This window comes from Sphingomonas sp. AAP5, assembly GCF_004354345.1.
GTDB classification, from domain to species: Bacteria; Pseudomonadota; Alphaproteobacteria; order Sphingomonadales; family Sphingomonadaceae; genus Sphingomonas; species Sphingomonas glacialis.
Map to the genome: position 1 here is coordinate 1,556,590 of NZ_CP037913.1, position 23,997 is coordinate 1,580,586.

Genomic DNA, 23,997 nt, shown 5'->3' on the forward strand with positions numbered 1-23,997 from the left:
GGGGCGGTTGGTCTTGGCGCGCTGTTGCAACGGTGATGATCCCGACGATCCCGATTTCCGGTGTCCGGCGGCGAAAATCACTTACATTTCCCACACGCTCGCAATCATTCGAACCGCCGCTGTTTCCGTTCCTCATTTCCGTTTCATGTTGATCGCTACCCCAGCGAGCCAACCACTAATACTGCCGCCGATGCCACACGCAGACATAACGGCGAGAATCATTGCGGAGAAGGCGTATGGAATGGGGTCATCACGCAGCGCCTTCGCCGCCCGCTTGGCGTAGCGTGCCGCCTCCGTAGCGAGCCCTTCATTGACGTTTTCAAATAGCTTGCCGTCATCGGCCGCGGCGAGCAGCGCGCCTAGCGCGGTATGCAGTGCACGAAGTTGTTCAATAGCCTCGTTTGTTCCGTCGAGTGGGGGTGCGCCATTGTGATTTGGCGCTTCCAGCGAAGCGAGCAGTTGTTCGATCGAAAGCAAAGTGACCGGAATAAGAGTTCTGACGGCCCTCATCCGCTCAGCCGGTGTCGATGCGCCAGTCCACGCCGTGGAGTCATAGCCAGACGGCACCGGATCGTTGGCCACGAACAATTCGGTTCGCTCGGCGATCTCTAGCGCAGGTTCGAATTGTTTCCGTACCTCGACGCGCCTTGGTGCCCACTGGGGGTCAAAACTTTTGAAGGCAGGCCATAGGCTCCCCAAATCACGATGACGGCGGACGAAAGGCGGTACGGACTCTTTATAGGTTGGGTCTGCTAGCAACAGCCTACGCAGTAACTGAAATTCCTGGTTCAGTTCGTCGTCGCGTGCACCCTCTGCCGCCTTAAGTAGGACATCCTGGAAACGCAGCAGGACATCGAGATCATTCTCGAATTCGGTGTCGGTTAGATCGAGAGGCATTGTAATCAACATAGCCGAAGACGCGCGCGATGGAACTCCTTGTATCTAGCGTTCCACAGTCGAAGTCCGTGTCACCCGAGCGGTGCGTCGAGTAAGGTCGGCGGGACGCTGAACCATTTCGGGCCGGCCGCGGTCATGTGGAAGCAATCCTCAAGCCGCACGCCGAACTTGCCCGGCAGATACAGGCCCGGTTCGTCGGAGAAGCACATCCCCTCGGCGAGCTTCGTCGTCTCGCCATGGACGAGGTTGACCGGCTCGTGGCCGTCGAGCCCGATGCCGTGGCCGGTGCGGTGCGACAGGCCGGGGAGCGCGTAGCGCGGGCCGTAGCCGAGCGATGTATAATAGGCGCGAACCGCATCATCGACCGCGCCCGCCGGTGTGCCGAGCTGCGCGGCGGCGAAGGCTTTGGCCTGGCCGGTGCGGACCTGCTCCCACACCGTGCGCTGGTCCTTGCTCGCCGCTCCGTAGACGAAGGTGCGCGAGACGTCGGATTGGTAGCCCTGCACCGCGCAGCCGCAGTCCATCAGCACGATCTGCCCGTCGGCGACGATCTGCGGGTCGCGGCTGCCGTGCGGGAAGGCGGCGGCGGGGCCGATCAGGACGAGCGCGAATTCGGGGTCACCGCCGAGCTGCACCGTCGCGGCGTTCATCAGCGCGGCGATATCGGCGGGCTTCATGCCTTTTTCGACGCGTGGCCAGGTCCAGCGATACGCGGCGATGGTGACATCGGTCGCCGCCTGCATCAGCGCGATCTCGGCGGCGGTCTTGCGCATTCGCACGCCGCGCACGACCGGATTGGCGCTGACGATCGTCGCACCGGGAAGCGCATGCGCGAGGCCGTCGACCGCGAAATAGCGCACCGTCTCCTCGATCCCGATCGGCCGGCCAGCAAGCTTGCGGTCGCGCAGGAAGCCCGCGACGAGCTTGGCGGGATCCTCGTCCTCCTGCCAGACACGCACTTCTGCGGGGACGCCGAGCGTCTGGCGGACCGAGGGCTCCTCGAAGAACGGCGTGACGATGCAGGGCTCGCCCTCGACCGGCAGGATCGCCGCGGTGAGGCGTTCGCTGCGGTGCCAGGTGACGCCGGTAAAATAGACCAGGCTCGAGCCCGATTCGATCAGCACCGCGCCGATGCCGGTGGCGCGCATCAGGGCTTGCGCACGCTCGATCCGGGCGCGGCGTTCGGCCGGGCCGATCGGCATGGTGGCGGTGGTCAGCGAGCGCAGGCCCGAAAGGTCGGGCGCAGCGGCGCGGACGACGGCCGTCGACAGAATGGGGAGCGCCGCGGCGGCGCCGACGAGCGCGCGACGGGTGATCGGGCTGCCTGAAGTCGACGCGGTTCGGTTCTGATCGGCCATGCTCGCACTCCCCAATTCGGGCACGTGTCTGCCAGCCCTGCCAGCGCCTCGCAACGCCTTGCGTGGCGGTGCGCGCTTGACCGGGCGCGCATTCTCCCCTTGATGACCGGGAAAGACCAAAACGGGGCGACACGTGGCGAAACGGCTGACTAGCTATATCCTGATCGGGCTCGTGCTCGGGTTGATCGTCGGCTGGGCGATCCATTTCCAGATCGCCGACGGCACGCCGGAAGCGACCGCGCGGCTGAAGGAGATCGGTGCGGGCTTCTCGATCGTCACGACGATCTTCCTGCGGCTGATAAAGATGATCATCGCGCCTCTGGTCTTCTCGACGCTCGTCGTCGGGATCGCGCATATGGGCGACATCGCCGCGCTCGGCCGCGTCGGGGGCCGTACGATGGCGTGGTTCGTCACCGCCTCGCTCGTCTCGCTCTCGCTGGGGCTTTTGCTGTTCCACGGGATTGAGGCGGTGATCGACCTGGTCGCGCCGGGAACGGGCTTCGGCTTCAAGCTGCCGCCGCCCGCCGCCTCGGTCGGGCTCGATGAAAAGGCGTTCAACCTCACCAACTTCATCACGCATATCGTCCCCTCCTCGATCGTCGAGGCGATGGCGACCAACGAGATCATCCAGATCGTGCTGTTCTCGGTATTCGCTGGCGTCGCGCTCACCGCGATCGGCGAGAAGGGCGAACCGATCGTGCGCGGCGCCGAGGCGCTCGCCGCGATGATGCTGCAGATCACCGATTACGTCATGCGCTGCGCGCCGTTCGCGGTGTTCGCGGCGATCACCGCGACGATCACGGTCAACGGCCTCGGGATCTTGTGGTCGCTCGGGTTGTTCGTCGGCGGCTTCTATCTGGGGTTGGCGACACTCTGGCTGCTGCTGTTCGGCGCGGCGTTCGTGTTCATCGGGCCGCGCGCCTTCGGTCTCGCGCGCTATATCCGCGAGCCGATCCTGCTGGCGTTTTCGACCGCGTCGTCCGAGGCGGCGTATCCGCGCACGCTCGAGGCGCTCGACCGCTTTGGCGTGCCGCGGCGGATCTCGAGCTTCGTGCTGCCGCTGGGGTACTCGTTCAACCTCGACGGGTCGATGATGTACATGACCTTTGCGACGCTGTTCATCGCGCGGGTGTACGGGATCGACCTGCCGCTCGGCACGCAGATCGTGATGTTGCTCGTGCTGATGATCACCTCGAAGGGGATTGCCGGCGTGCCGCGCGCCTCGCTCGTCGTGATCGCGGCGGTGATGGGGCAGTTCGGCATTCCCGAAGCAGGGTTGCTGCTGATCCTGCCGGTCGACCAGTTCCTCGACATGGGCCGCTCGGCGACCAACGTCGTCGGCAATGCGGTAGCAACGACGGTGGTGGCGAAGTGGGAGGGCGCGCTCGGCGAGCCGCAGGCGGCGGAGATCGAACCGCCGCACGCGCCGCATCGGGCTTAGCGCTTACCGCACCATTCGTTCCCGCCGTCACCCCGGCCTTGTGCCGGGGTCTACCGTGCCGCGCGTGCTACGACGGCAGGAGCGGGATCACGGTGGACCCCGGGACGAGCCCGGGGGTGACGGGGGTGGCCCGCTCCTTCACGCGTAGGCGTAGGGCCCGCCCTTTTCGAGCGCTGCCTGATAGGCCGGGCGGGCATGGATCTTGTCGAGCCAGGCGATCGTCGCTGGGCGGCTGTCGTCGAGCCCGGCGCGGCTCTTTGCGGCTTCGAGCGGGAAGCTCATCATGATGTCGGCGCCGGTCAGCTGGTCACCCGCGAACCACGGCCGCTTGGCGAGTTCGGATTCGACATAATCGAGATGGACGTCGATCATCGGCTGAACCCGCTTCGCGGCGGTTGCGCCGATCACGGGGATGCGATTGAGCACGAGCAGCAACAGCAACGGCGGCATCACCGAGCCTTCGGCGTAATGCAGGAACTGGCGATAGCGCAGCACATCGTCGCGGTGCGCGGGCGGGCCCAGTCTCCCATCGGCATATTCGACCAGATAGTCGATGATCGCGCCGGTCTCGACCAGCGTCTGCCCAGCGGCGGTGTCTTCGAGGATCGGCGACTTGCCGAGCGGATGGACGCGCTTCAGCTCGGGCGGGGCGAGCATCGTCTTGGCGTCGCGCTGGTAGCGCTTGATCTCATAGGGCAGCCCGAGCTCCTCGAGCATCCACAGGATGCGTTGCGAGCGCGAGTTGTTGAGATGGTGGACGATGAGAGTCATGCGCGCGCTCCGGTGGTGGACAGGATCAACCGATCGTAACGCGCAACGCGGAACGTCGCACTAAAGTCGCACCATCGCGGTGCTTGCCTCGTCGCGACGACCCGACTGTCATGGGGCGGTCCGACATCGGACGCTGCTCGAGCGGAGGGGTGGGCCCCGGTACAAGGCCGGGGTGACGATAGGGTAGTTTTCGATCGGCGCCTGATCCTGTGAAGCGCCTGCCGTTTGACGAGCCCGCCATAGCAAAGGCCCGCCATTGCTGGCGGGCCTTCCCGGTTTTGCGACGACCAACCAAAGCCGCCTTTAGAAAGAACGCGGCCGAGCCCTGCCGCCGCTCCCTGCCCCGGACCAAGCGGCCCGAAGCGGATCTCACATCTCGGGCTCGTCCCCGTCGTCGGGCTCGCCGCCGACCATCATTTCCTCGGCAACCTTGTCGGTGCGCGCGCGGATCGAGGCTTCGAGCCGGTCGGACATTTCGGGATGTTCCTTGAGGAACGTCTTCGAATTCTCGCGGCCCTGGCCGATGCGGACGCTGTCGTAGGAGAACCACGCGCCCGACTTCTCGACCAGCCCGGCCTTGACGCCGAGATCGAGGATCTCGCCGATCTTCGACACGCCCTGCCCGTACATGATGTCGAATTCGACCTGCTTGAACGGCGGCGCGACCTTGTTCTTGACGACCTTGACGCGCGTCGTGTTGCCGATGATCTCGTCGCGATCCTTGATCTGCCCGGTGCGGCGGATGTCGAGGCGGACCGAGGCGTAGAACTTGAGCGCGTTGCCGCCGGTCGTCGTCTCGGGGTTGCCGTACATCACGCCGATCTTCATGCGCAGCTGGTTGATGAAGATCACCATGCAGCGCGAGCGGCTGATCGAGCCGGTCAGTTTCCGCAAGCTCTGCGACATCAAGCGCGCCTGCAGGCCGACATGGCTGTCGCCCATCTCGCCCTCGATTTCAGCGCGCGGCACCAAGGCCGCGACCGAATCGACGACAAGCACGTCGATCGCGTTCGAGCGCACCAGCGTGTCGACGATCTCGAGCGCCTGCTCGCCCGTGTCGGGCTGCGAGACGATCAGCTCGTCGATGTTGACGCCGAGCTTCTTGGCATAGACGGGATCGAGAGCGTGTTCGGCGTCGACGAACGCCGCGGTGCCGCCGGTCTTCTGCGCTTCCGCGATCACGTGGAGCGCGAGCGTCGTCTTGCCCGACGATTCGGGACCGTAAATCTCGATCACGCGCCCGCGCGGCAAGCCGCCGACGCCGAGCGCGATGTCGAGCCCGAGCGAGCCGGTCGAGATCACCTCGACCTGCATCGTCTGCTTCGACCCGAGCTTCATCGCCGAGCCCTTGCCGAACGCGCGATCGATCTGCGCGAGCGCTGCCTCGAGCGCCTTTGCGCGTTCGTCCTTGGCCTTTTCGGCGGCCTTGTCCGTGGATGCTGCCATTTTGCTGTCGATGACCTTCAAAGATACCGCCATTGGTAGCTCCCGTCGCTAGACCGAACGCCTCATGCGTTCAATGCGTGACAGCGATGTATCGCATTTGTTCTGTGAGAACAAGTGTGGAACGACGGTGCTTTTCCGAGGGTCGTAGGACAGGTTAACACCGCAGGTTATGGCATCCCGCCGCCGCCCGCCGCGCCATAGACGTGGCCGGTGGTGTAGCTGGCGCCGTTTTCGGCGAGCAGGACGTAGATTCCGGCGAGCTCGGCGGGCTGGCCGGGTCGGCCGAGCGGCGTCATGCTGCCGAAGCTCTCGAGCTTCTCCATCGTCGCGCCGCCCGACACCTGGAGCGGCGTCCAGATCGGACCCGGCGCGACGCCGTTGACGCGGATGCCGCGCGGGGCAAGTTGCTTCGCCAGGCTGCGGACGTAGTTGGTCGTCGCGGCCTTGGTCATCGCATAGTCGTAAAGGTCCTTCGACGGGTCGGTCGCCTGTTCGGAGGTCGTGCCGATGATCGCCGAGCCGGGCTTGAGATGCGGCAGCGCCGCCTTGATGATCCAGAACGGCGCATAGATGTTGGTCTTCATCGTCGCGTCGAAATCCTCGCTCGACACGTCGAGGATCGAGGCGCGGGTCTGCTGGCGCGCGGCGTTGCTGACGAGGATGTCGAGCCCGCCAAGCTCCTTGACCGCGGTCTCGACCAGCTTCTGGCAGAAGGCCTCGCTGCGCAGATCGCCGGGGATGGCGACCGCCTTGCGGCCCGCCTCGCGGATCAACGCGACCACGGCGCGCGCATCCTCCTCCTCGGCGGGGAGATAGTTGATCGCGACGTCGGCGCCTTCGCGCGCATAGGCGATCGCCGCTGCCGCACCCATGCCCGAATCACCGCCGGTGATGAGCGCCTTGCGGCCGAGCAGACGACCCGAGCCGCGATAGCTCTGCTCGCCATTGTCGGGCTTGGGGGTCATCTTCGCGGACAGACCGGGCCATGGCTGCGACTGCTTTTCGAACGGCGGCTTGGGCCCGCTCTGCGGATCCTTGAGCCCCGCCATGGGCGCTGCCCCGGCGGGCGTTCCTGGCGTCTTGGCAAAGGCTGCTCCGGTCGCAGCGGTCGCGACGCCGAGCGCAGCACCGCCCACGACAGCCCGGCGGGAAACGGAGGATTCATCGTTGCTGCTCATGGGTCGATCTCGCTCGCTATCAAAGGTCGAGCGGGTAACTCATGGCGTCTGCACGCGGTTCACAAACAAGCCGGGTTTATTCGGCTAATCTCAATCAAGCCGCGCTGGCGGTGCCCAACGCATCGAGCGCCTTCGACACGCCGTCCATCGTGAACGGCTTGGGCAAGGTCGGGCGGTCGCGGAACTGCTCGGCAACGGTATCGTGCGATCCGCCGGTGGCGAAGACGAACGGGATACCCTTTTGCGCAAGCACTTCGGCGATCGGAAAGCTCTTCTCGCCGCCGCGCAGATTGACATCGAGGATCGCCGCATCGACACCGCCATCCGCGATGATCGCGACCGCGCCCTCCACGGTATCGGCCGAGCCCGCGACGGATTTACCAAGCACATCGAGGAAATCCTCGATCATCATGGCAATAAGGGGCTCGTCTTCGACGATCAGGATACTCTGGGCGCGCATTGTGTGCCTTTAGCGTCCTGAAGCGCGATCCGCCAAGTCATTTCGCACGAAGCACGTCGCGCGTCGCCTCGGCGAGCTCCTGGACCGAGAAGGGCTTGGCAAGGAAGGCAACATTGTCGAGATCGATCGACTTGCGGATCGTTTCCTCGGCATAGCCCGACATGAACAGGATCGGCAGATCGGGATAGCGCGCGCGCACCTGGCGGACGAGCGTCGGCCCGTCCATCAACGGCATCATGACGTCGGAAATGAGCAGATCGGGCCGGTCGCACCCGGCGAGCAGCTCGAGCGCCGCCTCGCCATGCTCGGCGGTGAGCACGGTATAGCCCTGCCGCGCGAGCGCGCGTTCGGCGACGGCGCGGACCATGTCCTCGTCCTCGACGAGCAGGATCGTGCCGCTGCCCCACAGATCGGCTGGCTTTTCGCGCGGGAGCGCCTTGGCCGGCGTCGCGTCGACCAACGCGCCCGCGGTGTGGACCGGCAGGTAGATTGTGAAGACCGCGCCCGCCCCGCCCTTCGGCCCGGCCTTGACGCTGTCGGCGAAGATCCAGCCGCCCGATTGCTTGACGATCCCATAGACGGTCGAGAGGCCGAGCCCGGTGCCCTTCCCCACTTCCTTGGTGGTGAAGAACGGCTCGAAGATCTTGGGCAGGATATCGGGCGGAATGCCGCCGCCGGTATCGGACACTTCGAGCACGACATAGTCCGCGGCGGGAAGGATATCCGAGCCGAGCTTGCGCACCTGCGCCGCGGTGACGGCGTAGGTCTGGATCGTCAGCGTGCCGACGCCACGCGAATCCTTGGCGATCATCGCGTCGCGCGCATTGACCGCGAGGTTTACGACGACCTGTTCGAGCTGCCCCGGGTCGGCGCGCACCGGCGAGAGGTTGCGGCCGTGCTTGACCGTCAGCGTGACGGTCTCGCCGAGCAGCCGCTTGAGCAACGTCGAGACTTCGGAGATCACGTCGGGCAGCTGCAGCACTTGCGGGCGCAGCGTCTGCTGGCGCGAGAAGGCGAGCAATTGCCGCGTCAGGCTCGCTGCGCGGTTCGAATTGGCGCGGATCTGCTGGATGTCGTCATAATCGCTGTCGCCGGGCGAATGGCGCATCAGCATCAAATCGCAATGCCCGATGATCGCGGTGAGGATATTGTTGAAATCGTGCGCGACGCCGCCGGCGAGCTGGCCGACGGCCTGCATCTTGGTCGCTTGCGCGACCTCGCGCTTGAGCCGCGTCTCCTCGCTATTGTCCTTGAGGCTGAGCAGCACGGCCGAATCGCCCAAGCCCCGCGCCCCCGCGATCGACAAAGCGACAGGCTCGTCGGGGTGGTCCTTCAACCGCACCGCAAGATCGGTCGAATGCGTTGCGCCCCCGGCGAAGCGGCGGATCGCGTCGGCGACGACGCCCTTGTCCTCGCGCACGAGCAGATCGCCCGGATAGATCGGCGGGCTCGCCGGATCGACCGCGGCGGCGCGCGCGAAGGCGTCGTTCATCTGCAGGAAGCGGCCATCGCCGCCGATCAGCGCGACGCCGAAGGGCATCAGCGAGACGAGGCTGCGGATATGCGCGCTCGCGCTCTCGCCGATCGCGGCGTGGCCCTCCTCCTCGTCGATCAATGCGACGAGCATTGGCGCGTCCTCGCCATCGAGGAACGGGATCTGGAGCACGCGCAACGGATTGCGCGTCAGCCCCTCGCGCTCGAAGCGCGCCATGCCTTGCGCGTCGGTGATGAGGAAACGCGCGAAATCGCGCCCGATGATCGCGCCGTCCTCCTGCCCCATCGCACGCGCGCGCAGCACGCGGTTGGCGGCGCGGATCCGGCCGTCGGGGTTGATCAGCGCGGCCATGATGCCGGCGCTGCCGAGCCGGTCGCCGGTCGCACCGGCGATGAGGTTTTCCATCGTCTTGGCGAGATCGAGCCCTTGCGAGGCGAAGAAGCGCCAGACGAGCAGATTCTCGTCCTCGCCGACGCGCGTGACATCGGCCGAGAGCGCTGCGCCCTTGACGACCAGGCGATCGACGCTCGCCGCGCCATCGCGCCACGCCGCGCGCCCGGTGCTGCCGAGCCGATCGACCCCGCCCGCGTCGAGCGGCAGGCCGGGCGGTGTCGGGAAACCGCCGAACAGCGCTTCGTAACGATCGTTCGCGCAGACGAGGCGGCCGGCGCGGTCGGTCACCGCGATCGCATCTGGGCTGCTCGACGCGAGCGTCCGCGCGACGCTCCAATCGGGTTCGATCGCGGTGTTGGCCGTTGCCGGGAACAGCCGGCGCGCTGCGATCAACCCGCCTATCACGACGAGCGCCGCCGCGAGGAAAGCCGCAGCGATCACGAGGCTGTGGAGAATACCGAGGATGATCATGGCGGCCGCCAGACCGCAGCCGAGCGCAATCAGAGCGGCGCTGCGTGTGGCGGTGGCGTGGGGGGGCGCAGGTAGCGGGACCATCGCATCATGCTGTGAGCGCTGCACGGCCCGCGTCAAGGCTTAAGCGGCGGAGCGCCGCGGATCGGTCGCGATGCGCGACAAGCGGTCGATCGAAAAAAGGAGGCCCCAGCGCGCTGCGCCGGGGCCTCCCGGCATTTTACCAGACCTTCACGCGCTCGGCAGGCGCGAGGTACATCTTGTCGCCGGGCTTTACGCCGAACGCGGCGTACCAGGCGTCGACGTTGCGCACTTCCATCGTGCGGAACGGACCCGGCGAATGCGGATCGCTCAGCAGTTGCGAGCGCAAGGCGGGCTCGCGGAACTTGATCCGCCAAACCTGCGCATAGCCGAGGTAGAAGCGCTGATCGCCGGTCAGACCGTCGATCACCGGCGCAGGCTTGCCGCCGAGCGAGCGATGATAGGCATCGTATGCCAGCGCGAGGCCCGCGAGATCGGCCATGTTCTCGCCGAGTGTCAGGCCGCCGCGGATGTGCTGGCCGGGGAGCGGCTCGTACGCGTCATACTGCTTGACGAGCTGATCGGTCATCGCGGTGAAGCGTGCGACGTCCTGCGGCGTCCACCATTCCTTCAAGGCGCCGGTCGGATCGAACTTGCGGCCCTGATCGTCGAAGTGATGGCTGAGCTCGTGGCCGATGACGACGCCGATGCCGCCATAATTGACCGCCGGATCGGCCTTCGCGTCGAAGAACGGCGGCTGGAGGATCGCCGCCGGGAAGACGATCTCGTTCATCGGCGGGTTGGCATAGGCGTTCACCGTCATCGGGGTCATGCCCCATTCGGTGCGGTCGATCGGCTGGCCGAGCTTTTTCAGATCGCGCTGATACTCGAACTGGTTGGCCGAGGCGACGTTGCCGACGAGATCGTCCCGCTTGACCTGCACCGCCGTGTAATCGCGCCACTTGGTCGGATAGCCGATCTTGGGGGTGAAGGCGGCGAGCTTGGCGTGCGCCTTGACCTTGGTCTCGGGCGCCATCCAGGTCAGCTTGTCGATCCGCGTGCCCATCGCCGAGATGATGTTCTTGACGAGCTGGTCGGCCGACGCCTTCGATGCCGGCGGGAAATAGGCCGCGACATATTGCTGGCCGATCTCTTCGCCGAGCGCACCCGACACCGTCGAGACGCCGCGCTTCCACCGCACCGGCTGCTGCGGCGCGCCGCTGAGCACGGTGCCGTAGAAGGCGAAATTGGCATCGTTGATCGGCTTCGACAGATAGCCCGCATAGGAGCGCATCGTGCGCAGGATCATGTAATCCTGCAGCACCTGGAGCGGCGCATCGGCAAACGCCTTGGCTTCACCCGCGATCGCGCTCGGCATGCCGACGATGTAGCTCGCCTGGCCTGCAGTGCCCGTCGCCTGGAGATAGGCCGTCCACGGGAAGCCAATCGCCTTGCCGTCGAAATCGGCCGGGAGGTATTTGTTGTAGGTCAGGTCGGCGTTGCGCGACTTGACCCGGTCCCAATGCGCCTCGGCGAGCGTCTTCTCGAACGCGAACACGGCGGCGGCGCGCTGAGCGGCATTGTCCTGCCCGGCGAGGCCGAGCATCGTTGCCTGGTACGCCTGGTACTTGGTGCGCGTCTCGGCGAGCTTGGGGTCGTCCTTGAGGTAATAATCGCGATCGGGGAGACCGAGACCACCCTGATAGACGTGGACGATATAGTTCTCGGGAGCCTTGTCGTCCTGGCCGACGCCGACGCCGAACAGACCGCCGACGCCACGCTGCTGGAGCTTGGCCATCTCGGTCGCGAGTGCGGTCTTGTCCTTGGCGGCCTTGATCTCGGCGATCCACGGCTGGATCGGCGCGATGCCCTTCGCGTTGACCGCGGCTTCATCCATGAAGCTCGCATAGAAATCGCCGATCTTGTTGCCCGGCGTCTGCGTTGCCTTGTCGAGGATGATGCGCGTCCGCTCGAGCGAGCGATCGGCCAGCGCGTTGAACATCCCGTAGGTCGCCTTGTCGTCGGGGATCTGCGTCTTGGCTTCCCACGCGCCGCCGGCATATTTACCGAAATCGTCGCCGGGCTTCACCGCGGTATCCATTCCGGCCGTGTCGATGCCGAAGCTGCCGATCTCGGCGCCGGTGCTCGCGCTCGGCGCCACAACGGGCTTTGGCTTGCTCGTCTGGGCGTAGGTCACGCCCCCCGCAGCGGCCGATGCCAGCAGCGAGAGCGTTAGTAGCGAAAAACGCATACAAATGTATCCTTCCTGAACCGTATTGCCGCGTGTTGTACCGCTATGACACGGGCAGTCAAATCGTTCTTGTCGCCCCGGCGCGATGCGCGCGCGCGCGCCATTTGCGTGCGATCCGCAGCCGCCAGACGAGGCTCGTCACGCCATAACCCGCCACCGAGAGCCCGATCGCCAGGATCACCAGCCCGACGATCGTCGCGGGGCCGCCATGCGACACCAGCCAATGCAGCCAGCTCGCATTCGCCGCGACGTTGCTCGCGATCGGCGCGCCGGGAACATCGCGGTCGAGCCGCAGCACCCAATGGCCGATCTCGTACGCGCTCCAGAACAGCGGGACGGTCGTCAGCGGATTGTGGAGCAGCGTCGTGCCGACCGCCACGGGCACGTTCGCGCGCACCGGCAGCGCGGTCAGCGCGGCGAGCGGCATGTGCGCCAGGGGAAAGAGGATGCCGGTGAACAGCCCGAGCGCGACGCCGCGCGGCACCGAGCGGCGCGTGAAGCGCCACAGCGACGGTGCGAGGATGCGGTGCGAGACGGGGCGGAGAAAGCGATTCGCCTCGATACTGTCGCGCGTCGGCACATGACGGCGCGCCCAGCCCGTCGCACGGGCAACGGGTCCGCCGCGCGCCACGCGATCAGCCACGGTCGCGCATGATCCGGCCCTGCTCACGCTTCCAGTCGCGCTCTTTGATCGAGTCGCGCTTGTCGTGATCCTTCTTGCCCTTGGCGAGCGCGAGCTCGATCTTGGCGCGGCCCTTCGAATTGAAATAGACCATCAGCGGCACGAGCGTCATGCCCTCGCGGTTGACCGCGCCGTGCATCTTGTTGATCTCGCGCTCCTTGAGGAGCAATTTGCGCACGCGCTTGGGCTCATGGTTGTAGCGGTTGCCGTGGCTGAATTCCGGCACGTTCGAATTGATCAGCCAGACCTCGCCGTCCTTCACCTCGGCATAGCTCTCGGCGATCGAGCCGGTGCCGCTGCGCAGCGACTTCACCTCGGTACCCGTCAGCGCGATTCCCGCTTCGTACACCGTCTCGATGTAATAATCGTACCGTGCGCGCCGGTTCTCGGCGACGATCTTGGTCTTTTCGAAGAGCGGGGGTTTCGGACGTGCCATGGGAGCCGCGATGTAGGCGTTGCCGCGACGAAACAAAAGCCATGCGGACAATTTAGCCGACGCGCGCAAGCAAAGCGCGCGCAAAGCCCCTATCTTAAGGTTAGGGTGCAATGGCCGCTCGCGTGATTGCCCGATCCAGTGTAGAGTTCCGCCATGTCCGATTTCGCCGCTCCCAAATTCGCGACCCACAGCTTCCCGATCGCCATCGACGCTGCCGACATTGATTTCATGGGGCACGTCAACAATGCCTCGTATCTCAAATGGGTGCAGGACGCGGTGGTCAGCCACTGGCAGCGCTTCGCGCCGAGCGAGGCGGTGGCGACGCACGCCTGGGTCGCGCTCAAGCATGAGATCACCTATCGCAAGCCGACCTTCCTCGACGACGAGGTGATCGCCACCGTCCTGCTCGAAAAGGTGCAGGGCGCGCGCGCTTTCTACGAGACGGTGATCAAGCGCGGCGAGGACGTGCTCGCCGAGGTCAAGTCGAGCTGGTGCTGCCTTAATGTCGAGACTATGCGCCCGGCAAGGCTGGCGCAGGGCGTGATCGACCGGTTCTTCGCCAAGGATTGAGGCTTTTCGGGAAGGAACGCGCTCAGATCCGTCACCCCGGCCTTGTGCCGGGGTCCACCGGGCCGGCCGTCATGCCGGTAGCGGGTCGAGACCGAAGCCAACCGCGAGATCGTTCCAGGCGGGGTTGTCGGATTCGATGAGGTTCCGCTTCCAATCTCGGCGATAGCGCTTGAGTTGTTTCTCGCGCATGATCGCGGATCCCATCGTTCCCGCGACCTCAAAGTACACGAGCCGGAGTATCCCATACTTCTTCGTGTGCCCGTCGAAAGTACCGGAGCGATGTTGGAGCACGCGACCAATTAGATTCGACGTCACGCCGACATAGACCGACCCGTTGTACCGGGACGCCAGAATATAGACGCACGGGGTTCGCTCGATCGTCATGCGGTGAACGTTGCCGCACGGTGGACCCCGGCACAAGGCCGGGGTGACAATCGTGTGAGGCGTTAGATCCCTGCCGCAGCCAACCCCGAATCGACCGCGCGCTGGCTTGCTTCGCTCGGCCAAGTCATCGGCAGGCGCAGCGCCTTGGGAAAGTCCGGGCGGACCTTGTTCACGGCATACTTCACCGGCCCGGGCGAGGCATCGGTGAAGAGCGACACGTGCAGCGCGAACAGCCGGTCGTGCAGTTCGAGCGCGAGCGTATAATCCCCTGCCGCACACGCCGCCTGGAACTCTGCGCACAACCGCGGCGCGACGTTCGCCGTTACCGAGATGCACCCGATCCCGCCGGTCGCATTGAACGCGAGCGCCATGTCGTCATTGCCCGACAGCTGCTCGAACCCCTCGGGGCACGCCGCGCGCTGTGCCGACACGCGCTGGATCACGCCCGTCGCATCCTTGATGCCGATCACGCTCGGCATGGCGTGCGCAATCCGCGCGACGGTCTCGACCGCGATGTCGGTGACGGTGCGGCCCGGCACGTTGTACAGCACGATCGGCAGGTCGCACGACCCCGCGACCGCCTCGAAATGGCGGAAGATGCCCTCCTGATTGGGTCGGTTGTAATAGGGCGGGACCATCAATGCCGCGTCGGCGCCCGCCGCCTTGGCGGCCTTGATGTTGTGGATCGCGACGCGCGTGTCGTTCGAGCCTGCGCCCGCCAACACCGGCACGCGACCGCGCGCCTGATCGACGCAGACCGCGACGATCGCGAAATGCTCCTCGGCGGTCAGCGTCGCCGCCTCGCCCGTCGTGCCGCACGGCACCAGCCCGGCCGAGCCCTCGGCGATCTGCCACTCGATGAAATCGCGATAGGCGCGCTCGTCGAAACTGCCGTCTGCGGCGAACGGCGTGACCAACGCCGGGATCGATCCCGAAAACATAGCGAATTGCTCCTGCGAACCGAATTTCGTCGCATTTGAGGTGTAATGCGCGGGACAAATACGGACCGGAGGCATAGTCTGTCCACATGATTGCATGGCTCTTCAAATCCGGTGTTCTGCTCGCGGGCATTTCGACCCTCGCCGTTACCTCTGGCGACGCGCAGGATCAGCTCGGCTGGGGTCGCGCGACGCAGGTGCTGACCGGCACGACCGCCACCAACAGCGCGCTCGCCGCGTCGATCGCCGAGTGGAAATCGCTCCAGCAATCGTCGAGCTACGGCTTCGACAGCTACGCCCGCTTCCTGCTCGCGCACCCCGGCTGGCCCGGCGAGACCGCGATGCGGCGGATGGCGGAGAAGGCGCTCGATTCTGGCGGCTGGTCGCCGTCGACCGTGGTCGCGTTCTTCCGGCGCTTCCCCGCGCTGACCGGCGCGGGGAAGACGCGCTTTGCCGAGGCGCTCGCCGCGTCGGGGCAACAGAGCGAAGCCGCGAGCGCGGCGCGCGCCGCCTGGGTCTCGGGAACGCTGTCGAGCACCGACGAGAGCAAGATCCTCGCGACGTTCCCCGGCGCCCTGTCGCCTGCCGATCACGATGCGCGGATGGACATGCTGCTGTGGCAGGGCGCGACTGCCTCGGCGCAGCGCCAATTGATGCTGACCAGCCCGGCGCGGCAAAGCGTCTTCGCCGCGCGGCTCGCCTTCCGCACCAGCGCGCCCGATGCGGGCGACCGGCTGATCGCGACGCAAGCGTATGGCGCGACCGATGCCGGCTGGGTCGCCGACCGGGCGAGCTGGTATCGCAACACCGGCGCCTCGGCCAGCGCGCGCAATTCGCTTGCACAACGCCCCGCGCTCGCGGTCGTACCGGGCAGCGCCGAGCAATGGTTTGAAGTGCTGCTGACCAACGCGCGCGCCGCCGCCAATGACGGGCAGAATTCGCTCGCCTATGACATCGCGCGCAAGCTCGGCGATGCCTATCCGATCGGCACCGACGTCAGCACGCGGCCTTATGGCGAGCGCGACGATTATACGAATCTTGCCTGGCTCGCGGGCCGCACCGCGCTGAAGCAGCTCGCCCGCCCGGCGGATGCCGTGCCGCTGTTCGTCAGTTACGCCGCCGCCTCGAAGACGCCGACGACGCAATCGAAGGGGCTGTATTGGGCCGGGCGCGCCGCCGAGGCCGCCGGGCGTCGCGACGAGGCCAACGGCTATTACGCGCGCGCCGCGGCGTTCCGCGATCTGTTCTACGGCCAGCTTGCCGCCGAGCGGATCGGCCAGCCGCTCGTCGCGCCGGGCGATCCGGTGCTGCGCCCGGTCGATCCAGCGACGCGCGCGGCGTTCTACGCGCGCGAAACGGTGCGCGCGGCGCAATATCTCGGCACGGTCGGCAATTGGGAAGACCAGACCGCGTTCGTCCGCCAGATCGCGCTCGATGCCAAGACCGACAGCGACCATGTCCTCGCGACCGAACTGTCGCGCACGCTCGGGCGGCCCGATCTCGGCGTGATGGTCGGGCGCAGCGCGCTGCAGAACGGGCTCAGCGAATATTCGACTGTCGGTTTCCCCAACGTCCGCGTGCCGGTGGCGAGCCAGGACGACTGGACGATGATCCACGCGATCGCGCGCCAGGAAAGCCAGTTCGACCGCGCCGCGATCAGCCATGCCGGCGCGCGCGGGCTGATGCAGCTGATGCCCGGCACCGCGCGCGATCAGGCTGGCAAGCTCGGCCTGGCATACAATGCCGCGGCGCTGACGACCGATACCGACTATAACATCATGGTCGGATCAACCTATTTCCGGCACATCTACGACATCTACGGCAGCTATCCGCTCGCGGTCGCGGCGTACAATGCTGGCCCGGGCAACGTGAACAAATGGCTCCGCGCGAATGGCGACCCGCGCAGCGGCGGCGTCGACATGCTCGACTGGATCGAGGCGATCCCGATCTACGAGACGCGCAACTACGTCCAGCGCGTGCTCGAGAATGCCGTGGTGTACGATCTGATGAACCCCACGCGCTCGCGCTCGTCGGGGTCGAACCGGATCAGCTGGTATCTCGGCAAGCGCATTCCAGGCTGAGCGCGCAGGCTGGTCCGGCCGATCGCAAGCGTCTAGAATAGTGCGATGAATGACCTTGTTCCCACCGGCAACGTTGCGCTGCTGATTGATGCTGACAACGCCAGCCACACCGCGATAGACCCGGTCCTGACCGCGCTCGCAGATCTTGGCACCGTCAACATCCGGCGGATCTACGGCAATTGGAGCAAAGTCGCGCTCAAGGGTTGGAGCGAGGTCGCGCTGCGCTATGCACTCGATCCGCAACAGCAATTCGACCTGACCAGAGGCAAGAACGCGACCGACATGAAAATGACGATCGATGCGATGGACCTGCTGTTGACGGGGCGCGTCACGGGGTTCGGCATCATGTCGTCCGACAGCGATTTCATGCCGTTGGTGACACGCATCCGTCAGCAGGGGCTTCAAGTCTACGGCTTCGGTCGCGCCAACACGCCGGAGGGCTTTCGGCAAGCGTGCAACCGCTTCATCGATGTCGAAACGCTAGAGAAGACCGCCGCCGAGATGCCGATGCCGCTCCCGCCGGCGATCCTGTCGAAAGAGGGAAAGGAACCTGTCGACAGCGCGCTCGTACGCCTCCTGATCGATGCCTATGATGCGTCAAAGCGCGATGGGCAGGGCTTCGCTTCGCTGGGTGAGGTCGGACAGCGCGCGAGCAACCGCTCGAGCTTCGACACGCGAAACTATGGCTTTTCGCGGCTGTCTGATTTGGTCGAGGCGGTGCCCGGTTTCGTAGTCGAACGACGCGACGGCGGCGGCGTCCTCGTCAAGCGCGTCAAATAGCCGGCCGCCGGAACGATCGCGATGACCGACCGCCCCAATTACATCACCCCCGCGGGCTACGCCGTGCTCAGCGCCGAATATCGCCAGTTGCTCGGCGAGGAACGGCCCAAGCTCGTCGACGTCATCTCCTGGGCGGCGGGCAATGGCGATCGCTCGGAGAATGGCGACTATATCTACGGCCGCAAGCGGCTGCGCGAGATCGACCGGCGGCTCGGCTTCCTCGCGCGGCGGATGAAAACCGCCAAGGTGATCGACCCCGCCCAGCAGCCCGATCGCGCGCGAATCTGGTTCGGCGCGACCGTCACGATCGCCGATGACGACGATGTCGAGCGCGTGCTGACGCTGGTCGGCGACGACGAGACCGATGCCGCGGCGGGCAAGATCGGGTGGAACGCACCGATCGCGCGGGCGCTCCGCGGCGCGGCGGTCGGCGATCTGCGGCGCGTACTGCTGCCCGCGGGCGAGCGCGCGTATGAAGTGGTGGCGATCACCTACCCGGCAACCGAGCGTTTCATCCCCGGCGATTGACGCTGGGTGGTGCGCCGCACACGGTTGGGCGCTGACCATCAAAGGACCTTGCCGATGCCGCTCCCCCCTCTCTGGTCGCCCCGCTTGCTCAGCCTGCTGCGGATCATCGTCGGGCTCGGCTTCGTCCAGCATGGCTGCTCCAAATTCTTCGGCATCCCGCCCTTCCCCATGCCGCTCTATCCCTTGCTGACCGTGGCCGGCGTGCTCGAGCTCGGCGGGGGCGCGCTGATCCTGATCGGGCTGTTCACTCGGCCGGTAGCGTTCGTGCTGTCGGGCATGTCGGCCGCTGCCTATTTCATCGCGCATTTCCCCAAGAGCGTCTTTCCGGCCGCCAACGGTGGCGAAGCGGCGATGCTGTATTGCTTCGTCTTCCTGTATCTCGCCGCGGCCGGAGCCGGCCCGATCAGCTTGGATGCGCGCCGCTCTAAGATGTGAAGCACGGCGTGCGACGAATATTGCGCGCTGTGCGATCGATGGTCGTGCGTTGCGCGATCGACGCGGCTATAGCGCCGGTCCGGCGTGCGTCATTCCAGCGCGCCGTGTCGGGAGCAGTACAAGACAATGACGATGCAACGCGTGTTCGTGAGTGGGAAGGTTCAGCGGACGGGGTATCGCGATTGGGCAGTGCGCAAGGCGCAGGAACTGGGCCTTACCGGCTGGGTCCGCAATTTGAACGACGGGCGAGTCGAATTGCTCGTCGTCGGCGAGGATAGCGCGGTCATCGCGATGGCCGAGGCGTGCCGCCAGGGATCCGAACATTCGCGCGTCGACCATGTCGAGGCGCTTCCCGCCGACGAGCGCGCGCCAAAGGGCTTTACCAAGCGCTTCACCGCCTAGCGGCCTGCACCGAAACGGGGCCAATTTCGCAACTGCACTTAACCTATAGCAGTGTTATTCTAGGCGCATGAGCGATGCGCCGCCCCTCAATACCGCGCCGCTGCCGGTCCGGCTGCGGTCCGAGGATTATCTGCTGCTTCACCAAGCAGGAGCATTCGCCCCCTACACTCGCACCGAGTTGATCGACGGGGGGGTGTATTTCGTGAACGCACAGCATCGACCGCACGCGCTCGCCAAGATCGAATTGTATGATGCGATCCGCGCGGCGCTGCGGGCGATCGGCTCGCCGCTGCGCCCGCTGGTCGAAGCGAGCATCGCGCTGTCGGGGCACGACGTGCCAGAGCCCGACATCGTGCTGACGAGCGAGCCGCGCGGCGAGGGCTTCGTCCCGCTCCTATCGGTGCACCTCGTCATCGAAGTGTCCGACACGACGATGCGCAGCGACATCCGCCGCAAGGTCGCGAGCTATGCCCGCGCCGCGATGCCCGAATATTGGGTGGTCGATATCAAGGCGCGCACGATCCACCAGATGTGGTCGCCGATCGGCGAGCTCTATGCCGAACGCTGCGCGGTCGCGTTCGGCGATATCATCGCAGCGGCGACGATCGTGGGCTTGAGCGTCGATACGGCGAGCCTCTAGGGCCCGCCGCATCGACCGCGCTGATCAGCGCGTCAGCTTCTTGTAGGCCAGCCGCGTCGGGCGGTCGGCCGCATCGCCGAGGCGACGGCGCTTGTCTTCCTCGTACGATTCGAAATTGCCCTCGAACCATTCGACATGGCTGTCACCCTCGAACGCGAGGATGTGCGTCGCGAGGCGATCGAGGAAGAAGCGATCGTGGCTGATGACCACCGCGCAACCCGCGAAGCTCTCGAGCGCTTCCTCGAGCGCGCGCAGCGTCTCGACGTCGAGATCGTTGGTCGGCTCGTCGAGCAGGAGGACGTTGCCACCCTCCTTGAGCATCTTGGCGAGATGGACGCGGTTGCGCTCGCCGCCCGACAGCTGGCCGACCTTCTTCTGCTGGTCCTGGCCCTTGAAGTTGAACGCGCCGACATAGGCGCGCGTGCCGAGCTCCTGCTTGCCGAAGCGGAACACTTCGAGCTTGTCGGAGACTTCTTCCCACACCGTGTTCGACGGCGTCAGATCGTCGCGCGACTGGTCGACATAGCCGAGCTTGACGGTCTGGCCGACTTCGATCGAACCGCCATCGGGCTGTTCCTGGCCGGTGATCAGCTTGAACAGCGTCGACTTGCCCGCACCGTTCGGCCCGATCACGCCGACGATGCCGCCTGGTGGCAGCACGAAGTCGAGATTGTCGAACAGCAGCTTGTCGCCGTAAGCCTTGGTCAGGCCCTTGGCCTCGATCACCTTGCCACCGAGACGCTCGGGCAGCTGGATCAGGATCTGCGCCTTGCCGACGCTGCGGTTCTCCTGCTTCTCCATCAGCTCGTCGAACGCACGGATACGCGCCTTCGACTTGGTCTGGCGCGCCTTGGGGGTCTGGCGCATCCAGGCGAGCTCGTCCGAGATCGCCTTGGCCTTGCCCTGCTCCTCGCGATCCTCCTGCTCGAGCCGCTTGACCTTCTTCTCGAGGTAGCCCGAATAGTTGGACTCATAGGTGTAGTAACGCCCGCGATCGAGCTCGAGCACCCAGTTGACGACGTTATCGAGGAAGTAGCGATCGTGGGTGACGAGGATGACGTTGCCGACATAGTCGCGCAGGTAATTTTCGAGCCAGGCGACGCTTTCGGCGTCGAGATGGTTGGTCGGCTCGTCGAGCAGCAGGATGTTGGGCTTTTCGAGCAGCAGCTTGCACAACGCGACTCGACGCTTCTCACCGCCCGACAGGTTCGTGACCGAACTGTCGCCCGGCGGGCAACGCAGCGCTTCCATCGCGATTTCGAGCTGGTTGTCGAGGCTCCAGCCGTCGACCGCGTCGATCTTCTCCTGCAAATCGCCCATCTCGGCGAGCAATGCGTCGAAGTCGCAATCCTCGGGCGGATCGCCCATGATCGCGACGATCTCGTTATAGCGATCGACCATCCCGCCGATCGGGCCGGCGCCGGCACGCACGTTGCCGATCACGTCCTTGGTCTCGTCGAGCTTGGGCTCCTGCGGCAGATAGCCGACCTTGATGCCCTCGGCGGCCCAAGCTTCGCCGGTGAATTCGGGGTCGATCCCGCCCATGATCTTCATCAGCGTCGACTTGCCCGAGCCGTTCGGCCCGATGATCGCGATCTTCGCGTCGGGGAGGAACTGGAGCGAGATGTTGTTGAGCACCGGCTTGGGGGCGCCGGGGAAGGTCTTGGTCAGGCCCTTCATCACATAGCTGTACTGCACGGCCATCGGCTGCGGACTCCGGGGGTAAAGATGGTGGATTGTTGGCGTGGCAGATAGCGATGCGCGGGGGCGTTGGCAACGTGGGCGGGGTGCGGTAGCCTGTTGCGATGGAACGGATCGACATCTCGGATGATCGCCGCGTCGCGGATCTGGTCGAAGCGGTCGAGCGCGACGGCGCGGTCGAGATCGTGCGCGATGGCGTGGTGGTGGCGACCGTTGCGGCGCCACAGCCTTTGGCGGCCGCTGCCAAACCGCGAGGCTTCGACATGGAAGGGCTGAAGGCGTTGCGGGCCAAATATCCGGTGCGCATCGGAGACGCTGCGACTCTGATCCGCGAACTGCGCGACGCAGACGATTGTTGAAAGCGTGTTTCGACGCAAGCGCTGTGGTCGCGATGATCGTGAGCGACGTCGTATGGAACGCCATCTCGGACTGGCTCATCGCCACGAATCCAACATCGTTCTATAGCGATTTCTGTTGGGGTGAGGCGCAGTCGGCGTTGGGAAACCGCGTGCGACGCGGCGACTTTTCGGCAGACTATGCGCATGGCCTGATCGCAGACTTTCAGTCTTACGCCGCGCAATGGACGTTCATCCAGGTCAATAGCGCCGATATCGCCCACGCCACGGTTATGGTCTCGCAGTTTTCGCTCGGTTTGCGCCTTCCCGACGCGATTCACATTGCCACTTCCGGACGCCTCGGGCTTACACTCGTTTCGACCGACATCCGCCAAGTCCGCGCTGCCGCCTCGCTCGGTGTCGCCGCCATCAACCCCTTGCAAACAGACGGGACTCCTTCTTGACCAAGCTTCGCGCCCTCGCCCCTTGCCTGCTGCTCGCCTCGACCCTGCTCGCCAGTCCGGCGCTCGCCCAGCGCCCTGCCCCGCTGGTCGATCCCGCAGTCGCTGCGCTGCGCGACAAGGCGCTGAACGACGACATCGCCTATGACATCGTCGAGGGGCTCACCACCGAGGTCGGGCCCCGCCCCGACGGCTCGCCGCAGGAAGAGCGGGCGCGGCAATGGGCGGTGGCGAAGCTCAAGAGCCTCGGTTTCAAGAATGTGCGGATCGAACCGTATGAACTGCAGAATGTCTGGGTCCGCGGCGTCGAGACGGCGGAGGTGGTCGCGCCGTTCGCGCAGCCGCTGCGGCTGACCGCGCTCGGCAATTCGGGCGCGACGCCCGCCGAGGGGCTGACGCTCCCGGTCGCCTTCTTCCCCTCGCTCGCAGACCTCCGCGCGGCGCCCGATGGGAGTCTTAAGGGCAAGATCGCCTTCGTCTCGAACGCGATGCAGGCCAATCAGGACGGATCGGCCTATGGCCCCGAAGGCCAGGCGCGTCGCGCCGGCCCGAGCATCGCTGCGCAGAAGGGCGCAAGCGCGATCGTGATCCGCTCGATCGGTTCGGACCACGGTCGCGGGCCACACGCCGGCGTGACCAATTTCGCGCCGGGCGTCGCTCCGATCCCGGCTGCCGCGCTCTCGGTCGCCGATGCGGCCAACCTCGAGCGGATGATCAAGCGCGGCAAGCCCGTCACGCTCCACCTCACCCTCACGCCGACCTTCGTGCCGACCCGCATGTCGGGCAATGTCGTCGCCGAAGTCCCCGGCACCGATCCCAAGGCAGGCACGATCCTGATCGGCGGGCATCTCGACAGCTGGGATCTGGGCACCGGCGCGATCGATGACGCCTCGGGGGTCGCGATCACCACCGCCGCCGCAAAGCGACTGATGGACAGCGGTCGCCATCGCCGCACGATTCGCGTCGTCTGGTTCGGCGACGAGGAGACCGGCGGCTTCGGCGGCTTCGCCTATGCCAAGGCACATGCCGGCGAGACGCACGCACTGGCGGCCGAATCCGACTTCGGCGCCGACCGCGTCTGGCGATTCGAAACCAACCTCCCCGCGACCGCCAAAGCCGTCGGCGATCGCCTCGCCGCCGCGCTCGCGCCGCTCGGAATCGTTCGCGGCAGCGGAATCGGGGGCGACGGGACCGATGTCGGCCCGACTCTGGCGACCGGCGTCGCCGCGATCGACCTCAACCAGGACGGCACGCGCTATTTCGATTACCACCACACGCCAGAGGACACGCTCGAGCGGATCGATCCGCAACAATTGCGTCAGAATGTAGCGGCTTGGGCGACAATGCTCGCGATCGTCGCCGATGCGCCCGAGGCAATCGGCCCGGTTACGCCGAAGAAATAGCCCGCGCTCGCTTCGTCGCAAATATGGCCGAAAGGTGGC

24 protein-coding genes are annotated in these 23,997 nt (G+C 65.8%); 11 read left to right on the forward strand and 13 right to left on the reverse strand.

Translation table 11 applies throughout. The features are described from left to right. Positions 1-132: 132 nt before the first annotated feature. A complete protein-coding gene (locus E2E30_RS07035; RefSeq protein ID WP_133188524.1) occupies positions 133-897 on the reverse strand; it encodes a hypothetical protein in 765 nt (254 codons plus the stop codon). 71 nt (positions 898-968) lie between these two features. After that, positions 969-2,255: a M24 family metallopeptidase gene (locus tag E2E30_RS07040; RefSeq protein ID WP_133188526.1), complete on the reverse strand. Its 1,287-nt coding sequence runs from the start codon at positions 2,253-2,255 to the stop codon at positions 969-971. 133 nt (positions 2,256-2,388) lie between these two features. On the opposite strand from E2E30_RS07040, the gene E2E30_RS07045 reads away from it, so the two are divergent. Beyond that, positions 2,389-3,696: a dicarboxylate/amino acid:cation symporter gene (locus tag E2E30_RS07045; RefSeq protein ID WP_133188528.1), complete on the forward strand. Its 1,308-nt coding sequence runs from the start codon at positions 2,389-2,391 to the stop codon at positions 3,694-3,696. A gap of 138 nt (positions 3,697-3,834) precedes the next feature. On the opposite strand, the gene E2E30_RS07050 is transcribed toward E2E30_RS07045, so the two are convergent. The 8 genes from E2E30_RS07050 to smpB all read right to left on the reverse strand — a co-directional run bounded on the left by E2E30_RS07050 (position 3,835) and on the right by smpB (position 13,300). After that, entirely contained in the window at positions 3,835-4,467 is a 633-nt protein-coding gene (locus E2E30_RS07050) for a glutathione S-transferase family protein (protein WP_133188530.1), read from the reverse strand. A 369-nt stretch (positions 4,468-4,836) separates the two neighbouring features. Then, positions 4,837-5,946 carry a recombinase RecA gene (recA, locus tag E2E30_RS07055; protein ID WP_029625358.1) on the reverse strand — a complete coding sequence of 370 codons (1,110 nt, stop codon included), beginning with the start codon at positions 5,944-5,946 and terminating at the stop codon, positions 4,837-4,839. A gap of 134 nt (positions 5,947-6,080) precedes the next feature. After that, positions 6,081-7,091 carry an SDR family oxidoreductase gene (locus tag E2E30_RS07060; protein WP_133188532.1) on the reverse strand — a complete coding sequence of 337 codons (1,011 nt, stop codon included), beginning with the start codon at positions 7,089-7,091 and terminating at the stop codon, positions 6,081-6,083. Positions 7,092-7,185: 94 nt separating this feature from the next. Next, positions 7,186-7,551 (reverse strand): response regulator, encoded by a 366-nt coding sequence (locus E2E30_RS07065; protein WP_133188534.1) that lies wholly within the window; start codon positions 7,549-7,551, stop codon positions 7,186-7,188. Positions 7,552-7,588: 37 nt separating this feature from the next. Further along, positions 7,589-9,994: a response regulator gene (locus E2E30_RS07070; RefSeq protein ID WP_133188536.1), complete on the reverse strand. Its 2,406-nt coding sequence runs from the start codon at positions 9,992-9,994 to the stop codon at positions 7,589-7,591. 136 nt (positions 9,995-10,130) lie between these two features. Next, on the reverse strand, positions 10,131-12,182 hold the full coding sequence (locus tag E2E30_RS07075) for a M13 family metallopeptidase (protein WP_133188538.1): 2,052 nt from the start codon (positions 12,180-12,182) through the stop codon (positions 10,131-10,133). A 58-nt stretch (positions 12,183-12,240) separates the two neighbouring features. Next, positions 12,241-12,825, reverse strand: coding sequence for a DUF2062 domain-containing protein (locus tag E2E30_RS07080; RefSeq protein WP_133188540.1), 585 nt, complete (start codon positions 12,823-12,825; stop codon positions 12,241-12,243). Then, positions 12,818-13,300 carry an SsrA-binding protein SmpB gene (smpB, locus tag E2E30_RS07085; protein ID WP_010186783.1) on the reverse strand — a complete coding sequence of 161 codons (483 nt, stop codon included), beginning with the start codon at positions 13,298-13,300 and terminating at the stop codon, positions 12,818-12,820. The genes E2E30_RS07080 and smpB overlap by 8 nt, the downstream gene beginning before the upstream one ends. A gap of 153 nt (positions 13,301-13,453) precedes the next feature. Here smpB and E2E30_RS07090 point away from each other — a divergent pair, with 153 nt between their 5' ends. Next, positions 13,454-13,870 (forward strand): acyl-CoA thioesterase, encoded by a 417-nt coding sequence (locus tag E2E30_RS07090; RefSeq protein WP_133188542.1) that lies wholly within the window; start codon positions 13,454-13,456, stop codon positions 13,868-13,870. A gap of 69 nt (positions 13,871-13,939) precedes the next feature. Here E2E30_RS07090 and E2E30_RS07095 read toward each other — a convergent pair whose 3' ends face one another. Both E2E30_RS07095 and dapA read right to left on the reverse strand, forming a co-directional pair. Beyond that, complete coding sequence (locus tag E2E30_RS07095) at positions 13,940-14,254, reverse strand: GIY-YIG nuclease family protein (RefSeq protein WP_133188544.1); 315 nt, start codon at positions 14,252-14,254, stop codon at positions 13,940-13,942. 62 nt (positions 14,255-14,316) lie between these two features. After that, entirely contained in the window at positions 14,317-15,195 is an 879-nt protein-coding gene (dapA, locus tag E2E30_RS07100) for a 4-hydroxy-tetrahydrodipicolinate synthase (protein WP_133188546.1), read from the reverse strand. Between the two features lie 86 nt (positions 15,196-15,281). On the opposite strand from dapA, the gene E2E30_RS07105 reads away from it, so the two are divergent. The 6 genes from E2E30_RS07105 (at position 15,282) to E2E30_RS07130 (ending at position 20,058) form a co-directional block, all read left to right on the forward strand. Then, complete coding sequence (locus E2E30_RS07105) at positions 15,282-17,273, forward strand: lytic transglycosylase domain-containing protein (RefSeq protein ID WP_133188548.1); 1,992 nt, start codon at positions 15,282-15,284, stop codon at positions 17,271-17,273. Between the two features lie 45 nt (positions 17,274-17,318). Then, positions 17,319-18,053: an NYN domain-containing protein gene (locus E2E30_RS07110; RefSeq protein WP_133188550.1), complete on the forward strand. Its 735-nt coding sequence runs from the start codon at positions 17,319-17,321 to the stop codon at positions 18,051-18,053. A gap of 21 nt (positions 18,054-18,074) precedes the next feature. After that, complete coding sequence (greB, locus tag E2E30_RS07115) at positions 18,075-18,581, forward strand: transcription elongation factor GreB (protein WP_133188552.1); 507 nt, start codon at positions 18,075-18,077, stop codon at positions 18,579-18,581. A gap of 54 nt (positions 18,582-18,635) precedes the next feature. After that, positions 18,636-19,016 (forward strand): DoxX family protein, encoded by a 381-nt coding sequence (locus E2E30_RS07120; protein WP_133188554.1) that lies wholly within the window; start codon positions 18,636-18,638, stop codon positions 19,014-19,016. A 126-nt stretch (positions 19,017-19,142) separates the two neighbouring features. Next, complete coding sequence (locus E2E30_RS07125; protein WP_133188556.1) at positions 19,143-19,418, forward strand: acylphosphatase; 276 nt, start codon at positions 19,143-19,145, stop codon at positions 19,416-19,418. A 67-nt stretch (positions 19,419-19,485) separates the two neighbouring features. Next, entirely contained in the window at positions 19,486-20,058 is a 573-nt protein-coding gene (locus E2E30_RS07130; protein ID WP_133188558.1) for a Uma2 family endonuclease, read from the forward strand. Positions 20,059-20,082: 24 nt separating this feature from the next. On the opposite strand, the gene ettA is transcribed toward E2E30_RS07130, so the two are convergent. Then, positions 20,083-21,762, reverse strand: coding sequence for an energy-dependent translational throttle protein EttA (gene ettA, locus E2E30_RS07135; RefSeq protein ID WP_133188560.1), 1,680 nt, complete (start codon positions 21,760-21,762; stop codon positions 20,083-20,085). A gap of 101 nt (positions 21,763-21,863) precedes the next feature. Between ettA and E2E30_RS07140 the strand changes: the two genes are divergently transcribed. From E2E30_RS07140 to E2E30_RS07150, 3 genes are read left to right on the forward strand one after another with little or no spacing between them, the layout of a single operon-like run. Continuing rightward, positions 21,864-22,118 carry a hypothetical protein gene (locus tag E2E30_RS07140; RefSeq protein ID WP_133188562.1) on the forward strand — a complete coding sequence of 85 codons (255 nt, stop codon included), beginning with the start codon at positions 21,864-21,866 and terminating at the stop codon, positions 22,116-22,118. Positions 22,119-22,141: 23 nt separating this feature from the next. Further along, entirely contained in the window at positions 22,142-22,558 is a 417-nt protein-coding gene (locus E2E30_RS07145; RefSeq protein WP_133188564.1) for a type II toxin-antitoxin system VapC family toxin, read from the forward strand. Next, on the forward strand, positions 22,555-23,958 hold the full coding sequence (locus E2E30_RS07150; protein ID WP_133188566.1) for a M20/M25/M40 family metallo-hydrolase: 1,404 nt from the start codon (positions 22,555-22,557) through the stop codon (positions 23,956-23,958). The genes E2E30_RS07145 and E2E30_RS07150 overlap by 4 nt, the downstream gene beginning before the upstream one ends. Positions 23,959-23,997: the final 39 nt, after the last annotated feature.

Bases quoted from the DNA above. Each gene is read 5' to 3' on its own strand.
- E2E30_RS07035 (WP_133188524.1), bottom strand. From the start codon at position 897: ATGCCTCTCGATCTAACCGACACCGAATTCGAGAATGATCTCGATGTC.
- E2E30_RS07040 (WP_133188526.1), bottom strand. From the start codon at position 2,255: ATGGCCGATCAGAACCGAACCGCGTCGACTTCAGGCAGCCCGATCACC.
- E2E30_RS07050 (WP_133188530.1), bottom strand. From the start codon at position 4,467: ATGACTCTCATCGTCCACCATCTCAACAACTCGCGCTCGCAACGCATC.
- recA (WP_029625358.1), bottom strand. From the start codon at position 5,946: ATGGCGGTATCTTTGAAGGTCATCGACAGCAAAATGGCAGCATCCACG.
- E2E30_RS07060 (WP_133188532.1), bottom strand. From the start codon at position 7,091: ATGAGCAGCAACGATGAATCCTCCGTTTCCCGCCGGGCTGTCGTGGGC.
- E2E30_RS07065 (WP_133188534.1), bottom strand. From the start codon at position 7,551: ATGCGCGCCCAGAGTATCCTGATCGTCGAAGACGAGCCCCTTATTGCC.
- E2E30_RS07070 (WP_133188536.1), bottom strand. From the start codon at position 9,994: ATGGTCCCGCTACCTGCGCCCCCCCACGCCACCGCCACACGCAGCGCC.
- E2E30_RS07075 (WP_133188538.1), bottom strand. From the start codon at position 12,182: ATGCGTTTTTCGCTACTAACGCTCTCGCTGCTGGCATCGGCCGCTGCG.
- smpB (WP_010186783.1), bottom strand. From the start codon at position 13,300: ATGGCACGTCCGAAACCCCCGCTCTTCGAAAAGACCAAGATCGTCGCC.
- E2E30_RS07090 (WP_133188542.1), top strand. From the start codon at position 13,454: ATGTCCGATTTCGCCGCTCCCAAATTCGCGACCCACAGCTTCCCGATC.
- E2E30_RS07095 (WP_133188544.1), bottom strand. From the start codon at position 14,254: ATGACGATCGAGCGAACCCCGTGCGTCTATATTCTGGCGTCCCGGTAC.
- dapA (WP_133188546.1), bottom strand. From the start codon at position 15,195: ATGTTTTCGGGATCGATCCCGGCGTTGGTCACGCCGTTCGCCGCAGAC.
- E2E30_RS07105 (WP_133188548.1), top strand. From the start codon at position 15,282: ATGATTGCATGGCTCTTCAAATCCGGTGTTCTGCTCGCGGGCATTTCG.
- E2E30_RS07110 (WP_133188550.1), top strand. From the start codon at position 17,319: ATGAATGACCTTGTTCCCACCGGCAACGTTGCGCTGCTGATTGATGCT.
- greB (WP_133188552.1), top strand. From the start codon at position 18,075: ATGACCGACCGCCCCAATTACATCACCCCCGCGGGCTACGCCGTGCTC.
- E2E30_RS07120 (WP_133188554.1), top strand. From the start codon at position 18,636: ATGCCGCTCCCCCCTCTCTGGTCGCCCCGCTTGCTCAGCCTGCTGCGG.
- E2E30_RS07125 (WP_133188556.1), top strand. From the start codon at position 19,143: ATGACGATGCAACGCGTGTTCGTGAGTGGGAAGGTTCAGCGGACGGGG.
- E2E30_RS07130 (WP_133188558.1), top strand. From the start codon at position 19,486: ATGAGCGATGCGCCGCCCCTCAATACCGCGCCGCTGCCGGTCCGGCTG.
- ettA (WP_133188560.1), bottom strand. From the start codon at position 21,762: ATGGCCGTGCAGTACAGCTATGTGATGAAGGGCCTGACCAAGACCTTC.
- E2E30_RS07140 (WP_133188562.1), top strand. From the start codon at position 21,864: ATGGAACGGATCGACATCTCGGATGATCGCCGCGTCGCGGATCTGGTC.